This is a genomic window from Deltaproteobacteria bacterium, from assembly GCA_030690165.1.
GTDB lineage: Bacteria > Desulfobacterota > GWC2-55-46 > UBA9637 > UBA9637 > JACRNJ01.
Genome location: JAUYHF010000006.1, coordinates 11383 through 22841, shown reverse-complemented (window position 1 = coordinate 22841; position 11459 = coordinate 11383). Strand labels below are relative to the sequence as shown.

Genomic DNA, 11459 nt, shown 5'->3' with positions numbered 1-11459 from the left:
GGGGATAAACCCCGACGCTACGGCTTGCAACTATGGTCTGTTATCTGAAGTCTGTATTCCTTCAATTTCGTATGAACCGCCCCTTCAGGCGTCAGCCTGCTCTGAAAAATGCAGATGCTGTCTACCATATATTGCCCAAGTGTTATATCTTTGAATCTTTCAATCCGTTCCTTTAACCCTTTTTTATCTTTGAGAAACTTTATCCTCCCAAGTGTAAGATGCGGTTTAAAAGGCCGCTCCTCCTTTGCAAAGTCGATGGCTGATAGCGCATCCTCTATATTGTTATAAAGCGCAGCCAGGTTTACATTACTTTCTTCTATGCCAACCCATAATACCCGTGGATTATCTATTGTCGGAAAGCCTCCGACCCCCTTGACAGATATATCAAAGCTGTGGCTTTTAGCAGCCGCACCTTCCAACAACCCTGCTATACTATCTATCTTATCGGCCTCTATATCGCCAAGAAATTTTATTGTAAGGTGGATATTTTCCGGTTTTACCCAGGTTACCTTATTAGTTCCGTCTTTTAATTCATCCTGAATTTCTTTTAGACCATCAATTATCTTTGCCGGCAGCTCTATGGCAATGAATGTCCTTATAGTTTTATCTTTTTCCATAGCGTTTTGTTAATAAAAATTCCTCCAGCATCTTAAGCGCCTTATTTGATGCTTTAAGTTTTATAGCCTGTCTTGTTCCTTTAAATAAAAATTTCTTGTTTTTTTCACTTGTTTTGCCTGATATGGCTATAAATACCGTTCCAACAGGTTTTGCCGTGCTTTCGCCTGTCGGCCCTGCTATTCCCGTTATCCCTATGCCAATATCAGAGCCAAGATTTTTTCTTGCGCCGTTTGCCATTGCAATTGCTGTTTCTCCGCTGACAGCGCCGAATCTTTTGATCGTATCTTTCGGCACATCCAATATCCGCTCTTTCAGAACATTACTGTATGCCACAACCCCGCCTCTGAAATATTTTGAGCTTCCGGATATATTTGTTATTTTATGACACACAAGGCCGCCGGTGCATGATTCTCCTACAGCAAGGGTAAGTCCTAATTTTCTCATAAGGCGGCCTATTGTCTCTCCGTCTGTTTCTTTTCTCTTGCTCTGAAAATCCATTTCAAATCTCCCCTTACCCCTCTTTGCTAAAGAGGGGAATTTATTAATTCCCCCTTTTACAAAGGGGGACTAAGGGGGATTTTCACTATCCTTTGTCAGCTTATGATTCATGCTGGCTTGCTCCATAATAGCATAAGCAGGCGGAATGCAATATTACTGTATATGCCGGCCGCAACATCATCCAATACTATTCCAAAATCGCTTTCCATTTTCCTGTCTATCACATTAATAGGGAAGGGTTTAAATATATCAAAAATCCTGAACAAGAGGAATACAATAATTACATTAAACAATGTAAATGGTATCAGAAACATGGCAGTCATAAAGCCTACAACTTCATCACATACTATCTGCCCCGGGTCTTTTTGGGCGAAATATTTGCTTGCAATGCTTGCCGCCCATATTGCAGTTAAAAAACTTGTGAGATAGGCTGCTGCGTATATTACCGGGTCTAACTGCGATAAAAAGAAACATATAATTACCCCGGGGAGACTTCCAAGCGTTCCCGGCGCATAAGGAGAATAACCCACATACATCCCTGTTGCAATAAATAATGCAAATTTCTTTAAAATATAAACCTCCGCATGCTTACATTTGCAAGTATGCCGGCGCCGATCATTGCTGTCAGAAGAAAAGAGCCGCCGTAACTTATAAATGGAAGCGGGACTCCCACAACCGGGAGCATACCTGTCACCATGCCTATATTTATTGCTATATGCCATAAAAACATGGATGATACGCCGAATGCGAGGAACGCCCCAAACCTGTCCTTTGCATTTTGCGCTATGTTTAATCCCCAGAGTATCAGAATGAAATACAGGGTCAGGATTATAAAGGAACCGGCAAACCCCCATTCTTCAGATAGCACTGAGAAGATAAAGTCTGTATGGTGTTCAGGGAGGAATCTTAGCTGTCCCTGGGTTCCGTGTGTAAATCCGTTTCCTATGAATCTCCCTGAGCCGATGGCAATCTTTGACTGTAGTACGTGATAACCTGTGCCCAGAGGGTCCAGAGTGGAATCCCAGAAACTCATTAAACGCGCCTTCTGGTAGCCTTTTAAAAAATGCCATCCAAGGGGTACGAGCGGTAAAGATACTGCTGCAATGGCTATAAGCGTTTTAAGGCGCACCTTTGCAAATATGACCATAGAGGCAAAAATGAAGAACGCAATAATAGCTGTTCCCATGTCCGGTTGCTTGATAATAAGGATAAACGGAATTAAAATAAGGATGGAAGGCAGTATTAATCCCTTTATAGACAGCCCTTTGGCAGGGATCCTCGCTGTGCTAAAATATTTAGACAAGATGATTATCATAGCAATCTTTACAAATTCTGACGGTTGAAATGAAACAATACCTATATCGAGCCATCGTGTGGCGCCTGCTGTGGTGCGGCCGAAAAGGAATGTCGCAATTAAAAGAGTAGTGGATAAGCCGTAGATTGGATATGCAAGCCTTTCCAGATGTATGTAGTTGATAAAGGTAATAATGGACATTGAACCAAGGCCGATTGCGAGCCATATCAACTGTTTTTCATACAGGCTGCTGTTGTTGTCCATTAAGGTGGCGCTGTAAATATTTATAATGCCTATAATAGACAAGGATATAACTAAAAAAAATATAATCCAGTCAAAATGAACCAGTAATCTTCTGTCAATCATTGATATCCTGCTCCTCTGCTATCTCATTGTGTGTTGCGTTTATCTCAGACGCTTTTACCCCGTTAGAAGTTCTCTCATCCGGGATTTCAAACTTGTCAATTACCTTCTCGTCCTTGGTTTGTAAACTTCTAACTGGGTTTACTTCCGGCTTTAGCCCAGTATTAACTACGGGCTTGCCAACTGACTTCTTAAGATACGTCCTGATAACCTCACGGGCAACAGGAGCGGCTGCCTCTGCGCCAAAGCCGCCGTGTTCTACAATGACTGCCACGGCTATCTGAGGGTTTTCTGCCGGCGCATAACCTACAAACCACGCATGGTCCCTCTGTTCATAAGGAGTGTCTTTTGGTTTTTTTCTGGGTGTGTTCTCTTTAAGCCTTATTACCTGGGCAGTTCCTGTTTTACCTGCGACTTCTAACCACGGTAGTCTTGCTGTCCATCCAGTCCCTCCATTTTCATTTACCACCCCTTTTAACCCATCCTGGAGTATCTTCATATTTACAGGTGATACAGGAACCCTTCCTATTTCCTGTTGCGCGAATCTCCCTATAACCTCTCCTGTCTGTGTTTCAGTTCTATCTATCAGTTGAGGCAGGAATAACCTGCCGCCATTTGCAATGGCGGCATATGCATTTAACATTTGAAGCGGCGTAGTTGTAAGATAACCCTGACCCACTGATATTGATATTGTTTCACCCTCATACCACTTTGCGCCGAATGTATCCTTTTTCCATTTGATGGATGGCACCAGCCCTGATTTTTCATTTGTGAGGTGAATGCCCGTTTTTCCGCCAAGTCCGAAACCCTTTGCATAATATGCAAGACGGTCTATTCCTGTTTTTAATCCAACCTGATAAAAGAAGGTGTCTGATGATTCCACAATTGCCCTATGGATGTCTATAATGCCGTGTCCGCCCGCTTTCCAGTCCCTGTACTCCCTTCTGCCGAACCAGAATGATCCGCCTGCATATATCTTTGTTGAAGGGGTAATTATATTATCTTCAAGCGCTGCCGCGGCGGTTATGAGTTTAAATGTGGACGCAGGAGGGTATTGGCCCTGGGTGAATTTAGTTTCTATAACGCGAAAGGGGTTTGTAATAAGACTGCTCCACTGTTCCTTTTTAATACCGGCTGCAAAGAGGTTTGGGTCAAAGGAGGGGGCGCTTACTGCGGCAAGTATTTTACCGTTTTGAGGATCCATTGCTATTACTGCCCCGACCTTGTCTTTCATTGCCATGTTTGCCGCTAATTGTGTATCGATATCTATTGTGAGGTATACATTATATCCCTGTACCGGGGTTATCTTTTTTAGAAGCTTTATCTCCCTTCCCATGGCATCTGCTTCTATCTGCCTGCCGCCGCTTATACCGCGCAGATATTTTTCCAATTGATATTCTATTCCGTACTTGCCGATAAAATCCCCTGGCACATAATTGGTCTTTTTTAATTTTTTCAACTGCTGTTCATCTATCTCGCCAAGATACCCGACAATATGAGAAACAGCATCTCCAAAAGGATATACCCGTCTTGGTTCTATATCCAGCAGAATGCCGGGCATATCAAGCCTGAAGGCCTCAACCCTTGATATTTCTTCCCATGTCAGGTCATACTTTAGTTTTACTGGCTGAAATGACGGTCTGTCGTTTGCCTGGCTTATCCTTGATTCTATATCTTCCTCAGTTATATTAACAATAGCCGGGAGAACCTTTTTTATCTTTGCCCAATCTTTTACATCCTCAGGAATTATTGAGAGATGAAAGGCAGGCCTGTTCTCTACTATTATCTTTCCTGTCCTGTCCATGATTAGTCCGCGCGGCGCTATTGTTCTGACAAGTCTTATCCTGTTATTTTCTGATAATTCCCTGAAATCTTTTCCTTTGAATATCTGCAGGAACCATAGTCTTGTAATGAGCAGAAAAAATATGAATATGGCAATGCCGGTTGCAATCCAAAGCCTTGCCTTCAGATCTCCTGGTTCATTTTGCCCCAAATAAGCATTCACTCCGTTAAACCTCCCATTGTTATTTGTAAGTCATAAGTAGGAAGTGGTAACGACTTACGACCCACGACAAAACGGATCTATACTTCTATTTTATCCACTCTATTGTAATGCGTGATTTTGGTTTTCTTTTCCACCTTTTTTAGCAGAGTGAATATAAAAGGGCTTATTATGCCTGTAGAAATTGCTGCGGGAAAGATAATATAGAATGGAATATCCTGGTTTAAGAACCTGAAAACAAAGTATGTCAATATTCCTTTTAATATGCTCATAAAGATTGTCCCTCCTATCTTTATGAGCATGCTGTTTAAATTTAAGAGCCTTGCCAGCATGGATGTAATGACAAACACAACTACAAGCGTAAATGATGAGGCGCCAAGTACCCCTGCTGAAAACACATCAGTGAGATAACCAAGACTGAAGGCTGTCAGCGCCCCTAAAGTGGAACGGCTGCTAAACCCGAGATAAAAAACCATTATGAGGATAACGTCCGGAATCAGGAGTGATGGGAAAAAGAGGATAATCAGGGTATTCTCTATTACCAGAAAGAGCAGGGCAAGGACAAGATAAACAATAAAATTCTTCATTGTATCAGGCTAAGAGAGGATGCAAGGCTGTCATGTCCTGCAATAATGAGAACATCTTCCAGTCTTTTGAGGTCTGCGCTTGGTTTTACCTCCACATCCATGAAAAAATTATCCTCTCCCTTTTCTACACGGACCACCTCCCCTACGGCCATGCCTTTTGGAAATATGCCGCCGAGACCGGATGATATTAATATATCTCCCACCTGTACATCATCCTCATGTCGCACATATTTTAATATCAGCCTGTCAGCGCCATTGCCCCCAGTTATACCTTTGACCCTGCTTCTCTGTACGATTACATCAATAGTGCATCGCGGGTCTGTAACAAGGATGGCCTTTGAGGTTGTTGACTGCGCATCTATTATTCTGCCGGCAATACCCAGCGGAGTCACGATGACCATATCCCGCCCGATTCCATCGGAGACGCCTTTATTTATAGTTATAGTTTTTATCCATCCTGAGCTTTCAATCCCTATGACAGACGCGGCCCCTGCTGTCGGCGCTGCCTCCTGTTTAAAGGCCAGCATTTCTTTTAATCTGTTATTCAGGAGCAGGGCCTCTTTTAATTGATTATTATCCTCCCTAAGTTTCTCTATATCGTTTTTCAGCAGGGTGTTTTCCATATTTACATTTATAAGATATATATAGGACGCCCATATTGTTTTGATTTTCTTGATTGCAGAAGAGATGCCATATTGGACAGGTGAGGTTACAAGAGAGATGACTTTGCCGGTGACGATGGTTCCGCCTATGCCTTTGGTATTGGTGGAGGCTATATGAAGCGCCAAAAGACACAGTAGAGTAGAAGTTATAATGAGCTGATGTTTCTTTACAAAACTTACCATAAGTTTCAAGATGCATGGCAACGTTACCCTTTATGGGGGCAATCCGGTGGGACAGGCATCTTGCCTGTCATCACACAGGCTGGAAGCCTGTGCCACCTTCATTGGGAATAGATCCAATGTTACAACTTATTTAAGACGGAAGAGACACCTCTCTTAAGAGTTTCATCTCATCCAGCGCCTTACCGGCGCCGCGGACAACGCATGTCAGAGGGTCATCTGCAATAGTTACCGGCAGTTGTATCTCTTCTCTTAAGATTATATCAAGGTTTTTCAAAAGCGCCCCTCCGCCGGCCAACACAATCCCTTTATCAACAAGGTCTGCCGCAAGGCCGGGCGGGGTTCTCTCCAGCACAGATTTCACCGCTTCTATTATGGCAGTAATCGGTTCTGTCATCGCTTCCCGCACCTCTTCGCCGTCTAGTACCATTGTTGTTGGTATGCCTGTCACAAGGTTCCTCCCCTTTATCTCCATCGTTTTTTTCTCTTCACCAGGCATTGCCAATCCAAGATTTATCTTTATGGCCTCCGCCGCCTCTGTGCCTATAAAAAGATTATGCTTTCTCTTTATATATTGAATAATAGCCTCATCCATTTTATCGCCTGCCACCCTGACTGACACGGACTGAACTATTCCTGCCAGAGATATAACCGCAACCTCCGATGTGCCGCCGCCGATATCCACTATCATATTTCCTGATGGTTCTGTTATGGGGAGACCTGCGCCAATAGCTGCCGCCATCGGTTCTTCCATGAGGTAAACCTCGCTTGCCCCTGCTGAAAGCGCTGACTCCCTGACAGCCCGCTGCTCTACCTGCGTTATGCCTGAAGGTATGCAGATTATTATCCTGGGTCTTATCCCAAATCTCCTTTTATGGACATTTCTTATAAAATATTTCAGCATCTCTTCCGTAATCTCAAAATCAGCTATTACCCCGTCTCTCATGGGGCGTATGGCTGTAATGTTGCCGGGTGTTTTGCCAAGCATACGCTTGGCCTCTTTCCCCACAGCCAGAACCTTTCTTCCCCTTCCATCCGTTTTTACAGCAACTACAGAAGGTTCGTTGGATACAATCCCTTTGCCTTTTACATAAATAACTGTATTTGCGGTGCCCAGATCAATGGCAAGGTCGTTAGAGAATAGACCTAGAAGATAATTAAAAGGCATATAGTATACTCCTTTGCATATATGAGATGAGGTTATTTTTTGCTATTTTCAGCAATGATGCGCTATTGCTGAATTATTGATTAGACGCATCCTAACAGATGAAAGATGTATTATCAAGTGAAATTTAACTGTGCTGTGGGTTTACTGTGGTGTGTACCTTTTTTGTCTTGACAAATAACGGACAGGGTAATTATACTATCACACACAATACGGCGGCGTACCCAAGTGGCTAAGGGAGCAGTCTGCAAAACTGCGATGCAGCGGTTCAAATCCGCTCGCCGCCTCCATTAACTCCGAACTCCTGACTAAATATGCCCGAGTGGCGGAATTGGTAGACGCACAGGACTTAAAATCCTGAGGTGGGAAACTGCCGTGCCGGTTCGAGTCCGGCCTTGGGCACCATATTACAAGGGGTTTAAGACCCGCATACCTTTCTAAAGTTAGTAGTTTCAAGCCTTTCAAGTATATAACACCCTTCAAACCCTTGCCTGTTAATGTGTGAACAATCGTCCATTTATCACACCATTTATATTTTTATACTTTTTCCGCAACATTTTCAAATGCCGCATGATAGTCCTTTGAGCTTAACACAGTATCAAAAAGTCCAATATCCTCTCCTTCATGCTTGTTTATCCCGATATATGCCAAACTGGCGTCTTCATAACGTTTGAATTTAAAGACAGCGTCGTTCATCAATGCGCTGTTAAACACGCCCAAGCTTACAAGCAATTCAAAATCTTTCACAGACAAGCCTGTTACTTTTTTAAAAAGACCAGGTTCCAGTTGTGTAATTACATCTTTCAGGCAACGCTCGCGATAATCTGTCAAATACATGAACACCGGCACTCGCGTGGCAAACTTAATGAGCTTTTCCTGTATTTCTTTTCTCTTGCTCTTGTATTCTTTTTCTTCATCAGTGAGTTCTTTTTTCTCTTTGGCTGTAATATCGCTATCATTAGCTTCTTTTTTTGCCTTCTTGACAGCGTCCGACTTGTTAATAATGGTTTCAATATCCTGATTCAGATTTCTGAATCCCTCAATACTCATCAAGGCAGTCATAGCCTCTTTACTATTCATCAGGCGTTGCAATGTATTATTATCAACATTTACCAACAATGCGCTTTCCCAACGCCGTGCCAGGAGAGTGGCGGTTGTTCCGCTCATGGCAATATCCAAAATACCGGCAGCATCTACCTGCTTCATATAACTGCCATCGTATGCAAGCACAGGCAAAAATCTGATAAACTCTTCCACCTTTTTTTCTGGATTTGATTCATTCACATTCAATCGGCAGCTATAATCGGCAATCTGCCGTAATGCCCTTTCCGGCGCAAAGTCAAAAACATAGCATTCCTGTTTGATGATTTGTTCTTTGTTAGGCGAAGCGCTGTCCGCATTCCTGATAACCCATGGTGTTTGCACACGAAATGCAGCTTGAAAATATGTTTCAGGGCTTGAAGAATTGCGAAGCATGAAAATACCCGTCCACGGCTTGACAGAAACGCCGGTGGTTAGTTTGCCGCAGGATAAAGTAATGGTTTTTGTATTCAATGGGTTATCCATTGCATCAAATACAGGCGGCAATGCCTCGACACCTATGCCGGCATCTGCGCCTGCTGCGACAATGATTTCATAATCATGATAAAACTTATTCTGCCGCTGGCCTAAAAGGTTTTTCATTGCATGGCAAGAAGCCACACTCGGAAGAAACCAAAAGGTATGGGATAAGAGATTCAACAAACGCGTATCTGAAAATGGCATCGGCGGTTTTTTTGCGCCCAATTTCAGATTATCTATAGTCGTTTCTGAAAATGCGCCGCGAATTAAATCCAGCCATTTCTGAACTTCATCCTGATATGTGAACTTTGCTTTATTCCCGGTTTCCTCGGCTGAGAAAAAAACATTCAAATCAAACTCGTTAAACTCACCCTGCATAGCTATTTCTCGGATAGCATCCGGCAGTTGATATGTAAGAAGCACCATTCTGGGCAGAGAAGCATATGGATTGTCATCACCAGTCCATGTTTGCTTTGCCCGCTGTTCATCGGTATATGTCCAGTTATATATCTGCTCCTCAATAAACTCGCCTGAGGCAATTGCCCGAAAAGGTGTGCCAGAAAGATATAAATTGGCATTCGTAGTTATAGGCATAATTTCTTCTTCGTAATACTCAATACCTTCGCCCACTTCAAATTTTATTTCCTTGCTATCTTCCGCCTCAAAAAGATCTTTGGCGCTTTCACGCCATGCGCCATAGTGGTATTCATCAAATACGACACAATCCCAATTGGTTGAATGAACCCACTCGTTTTTCGTCTTAATCCCGCCTGTACCTTTATTTTTCCCAAGATAATCCTGAAACGATCCAAAGCAAATAAAGGGCTTTTTCTTATCTGCTTGCTCATAGGACAAACCGTCCGGAGATATAAACTGCCAGCCTCTAAAATCAATATGGCATTTCAAATCCTCTTCCCAGGCATTCTGCACCGCAGGCTTGAAGGTCAAAACCAGCACCTTTGACCACTTCATTTGTTTCGCAAGTTGATAAGCGGCAAAGGTTTTTCCAAACCGCATTTTAGCGTTCCAAAGAAAATGAGGGGTCTTGTCGTGATTTTCTTTCTTAAAGTTTCTAAAATAATCCGCAGTTTTTTCAACCGCAGCCACCTGTTCAGGCCGCATCTTGAAATCAAGCGAACGATTTTCCTCGTTCATCTCACCTGTTTTTATGGCGATGATGGCCGATTTTATATCGGCAACCGTACACTTAAACCATTCGCCATCAGGATTCTTGATACCGATACTTCTTAAATGACGATGCACATCATGATCAGTAAATACAGTACCCTCATTTCGCATAGCCGATTCTTCAACAACGATCCTGAACGGAGGCTTTCCAGGTCTTCTCGTTGGATACTGTTGCGACACACGGGATTGAGCGCTAACTGTTGTATATCCGATCTTGAGCAAGTCTTTATATTGGGGATTCGTATCCTCGTAGGCGTAGATTGTTGGCTTGGAATCAGGGCGTGGTGGGAAGAACTTATTAGCGCTCATCTGAATTACCCTTTAGTTCTTTTTTAGGTTTAGCAGGCGGCAGAAAATTCTCACCAGTAACCACTCTCCTGCCGGTTTTCTGTTCCAGTTCAAGGCGCGCTTTCCTGGCAATTTTGCCGCCTTTCTTTCCTGCTTCAGCATTTTCAGGCATTCCTGTTGCATCAACACTTTCGGCAATCTGGCGGGTGGACAGTTCAGCCAAGGCGGTAAAAATAAGCTCTGCCTCACTCATGTGGTCACGCAGGTTCTGAGTTTTTATACCTTTCATTCCCTTATGTTTTTTAACCGAAATCCCACTCCATTCCTGATGAATTATATTGGTAAGAATGGCATATTCCTTTTCCCCTTTTACCTCATGGTCCTTCCAGTAATCGGTAAGTTTGTTGCGGGTTTCCTGCCCCATCATCCTCTGCTGAATCCATTTTTCACTGCGGCTATGCTGCTGCCAGTATTCCCTGGCACGGTCGAGGGAGCGGGCAGGGTCGCTCATATCCTGAATGCGCTCGTATCCCACTTTGGCAAGCCACAGTTTGATAGGTTCTGCCTTGGGGCTCGGCACGCTCTGAACAAGTCGCAGAAGAGTCTCTGCATTGGCTACGTCGGTGAGACGTTGCTTGCCGTCATCCGCCGTCATCTTCAACTGGTAACAGTTTGTTACCAGTTCACTTCCCTCTTTTGCCAACCGTCCTTTTAAAACCTTCCAATACTTTCTGGAAGCCTGATAGTCAGGCTGTTGAAGAAGCACTGCAATAATATCCACCACAGAGAAATACCACATTTCAGCTTCCTCATCATATATTCTACGGATTTTGTGGTTTTCAAAAACAGCAAGAGAGTTTTCTTTCATATTTTGTCCCCCTTATTATATGAGTGCAGTTTGAAGATCAAAGTTAATTTCCTGCGCTGAATTTCAGTTGGTGACAATTTGTCACCAACTCGCTTCCTTCCTTTTTAAGCCGTTTCTTCAATTTGTTCCAATATTTTCCGGCAGTTTTATAATCCGGCTGTCAAAGCAAAGCCGCCATAATATCCA

10 protein-coding genes and 2 tRNA genes are annotated in these 11459 nt (G+C 43.3%); 2 read left to right on the top strand and 10 right to left on the bottom strand.

Going from position 1 to position 11459, the window contains the following annotated elements:
* Positions 1-17: 17 nt before the first annotated feature.
* From thpR to Q8P28_00905, 8 genes are all read right to left on the bottom strand, one after another.
* Entirely contained in the window at positions 18-617 is a 600-nt protein-coding gene (gene thpR / locus Q8P28_00940) for an RNA 2',3'-cyclic phosphodiesterase (GenBank protein MDP2681360.1), read from the bottom strand.
* A complete protein-coding gene (locus Q8P28_00935; protein ID MDP2681359.1) occupies positions 604-1116 on the bottom strand; it encodes a CinA family protein in 513 nt (170 codons plus the stop codon). Before Q8P28_00935 ends, thpR begins: the two co-directional genes overlap by 14 nt.
* 107 nt (positions 1117-1223) lie before the next feature.
* Positions 1224-1664 carry a phosphatidylglycerophosphatase A gene (locus Q8P28_00930; protein MDP2681358.1) on the bottom strand — a complete coding sequence of 147 codons (441 nt, stop codon included), beginning with the start codon at positions 1662-1664 and terminating at the stop codon, positions 1224-1226.
* Between the two features lie 17 nt (positions 1665-1681).
* The gene (gene rodA, locus Q8P28_00925) at positions 1682-2776 is read right to left on the bottom strand and encodes a rod shape-determining protein RodA (protein MDP2681357.1); all 1095 of its coding nucleotides are present in this window, start codon (positions 2774-2776) and stop codon (positions 1682-1684) included.
* Positions 2769-4778, bottom strand: coding sequence for a penicillin-binding protein 2 (mrdA, locus tag Q8P28_00920; protein MDP2681356.1), 2010 nt, complete (start codon positions 4776-4778; stop codon positions 2769-2771). The genes rodA and mrdA overlap by 8 nt, the downstream gene beginning before the upstream one ends.
* Before the next feature lie 77 nt (positions 4779-4855).
* Positions 4856-5362, bottom strand: coding sequence for a rod shape-determining protein MreD (gene mreD / locus Q8P28_00915; GenBank protein MDP2681355.1), 507 nt, complete (start codon positions 5360-5362; stop codon positions 4856-4858).
* Positions 5359-6207, bottom strand: coding sequence for a rod shape-determining protein MreC (gene mreC / locus Q8P28_00910; GenBank protein ID MDP2681354.1), 849 nt, complete (start codon positions 6205-6207; stop codon positions 5359-5361). Before mreC ends, mreD begins: the two co-directional genes overlap by 4 nt.
* A 130-nt stretch (positions 6208-6337) precedes the next feature.
* Positions 6338-7372 (bottom strand): rod shape-determining protein, encoded by a 1035-nt coding sequence (locus Q8P28_00905; protein MDP2681353.1) that lies wholly within the window; start codon positions 7370-7372, stop codon positions 6338-6340.
* A gap of 211 nt (positions 7373-7583) precedes the next feature.
* Between Q8P28_00905 and Q8P28_00900 the strand changes: the two genes are divergently transcribed.
* Both Q8P28_00900 and Q8P28_00895 read left to right on the top strand, forming a co-directional pair.
* Positions 7584-7659, top strand: a tRNA-Cys gene (locus tag Q8P28_00900).
* Between the two features lie 26 nt (positions 7660-7685).
* Positions 7686-7774 (top strand) — tRNA-Leu (locus tag Q8P28_00895).
* 132 nt (positions 7775-7906) lie between these two features.
* Here Q8P28_00895 and Q8P28_00890 read toward each other — a convergent pair.
* Both Q8P28_00890 and Q8P28_00885 read right to left on the bottom strand, forming a co-directional pair.
* Entirely contained in the window at positions 7907-10426 is a 2520-nt protein-coding gene (locus tag Q8P28_00890) for a DEAD/DEAH box helicase family protein (GenBank protein MDP2681352.1), read from the bottom strand.
* On the bottom strand, positions 10416-11273 hold the full coding sequence (locus Q8P28_00885) for a BRO family protein (GenBank protein ID MDP2681351.1): 858 nt from the start codon (positions 11271-11273) through the stop codon (positions 10416-10418). The genes Q8P28_00890 and Q8P28_00885 overlap by 11 nt, the downstream gene beginning before the upstream one ends.
* Positions 11274-11459: the final 186 nt, after the last annotated feature.

What these genes read in the sequence shown, in the direction of transcription:
- thpR (MDP2681360.1), bottom strand. Translation starts at nt 617, where the DNA reads ATGGAAAAAGATAAAACTATAAGGACATTCATTGCCATAGAGCTGCCG.
- mreD (MDP2681355.1), bottom strand. Translation starts at nt 5,362, where the DNA reads ATGAAGAATTTTATTGTTTATCTTGTCCTTGCCCTGCTCTTTCTGGTA.
- Q8P28_00905 (MDP2681353.1), bottom strand. Translation starts at nt 7,372, where the DNA reads ATGCCTTTTAATTATCTTCTAGGTCTATTCTCTAACGACCTTGCCATT.
- Q8P28_00890 (MDP2681352.1), bottom strand. Translation starts at nt 10,426, where the DNA reads ATGAGCGCTAATAAGTTCTTCCCACCACGCCCTGATTCCAAGCCAACA.
- Q8P28_00935 (MDP2681359.1), bottom strand. Translation starts at nt 1,116, where the DNA reads ATGGATTTTCAGAGCAAGAGAAAAGAAACAGACGGAGAGACAATAGGC.
- rodA (MDP2681357.1), bottom strand. Translation starts at nt 2,776, where the DNA reads ATGATTGACAGAAGATTACTGGTTCATTTTGACTGGATTATATTTTTT.
- Q8P28_00885 (MDP2681351.1), bottom strand. Translation starts at nt 11,273, where the DNA reads ATGAAAGAAAACTCTCTTGCTGTTTTTGAAAACCACAAAATCCGTAGA.
- mreC (MDP2681354.1), bottom strand. Translation starts at nt 6,207, where the DNA reads ATGGTAAGTTTTGTAAAGAAACATCAGCTCATTATAACTTCTACTCTA.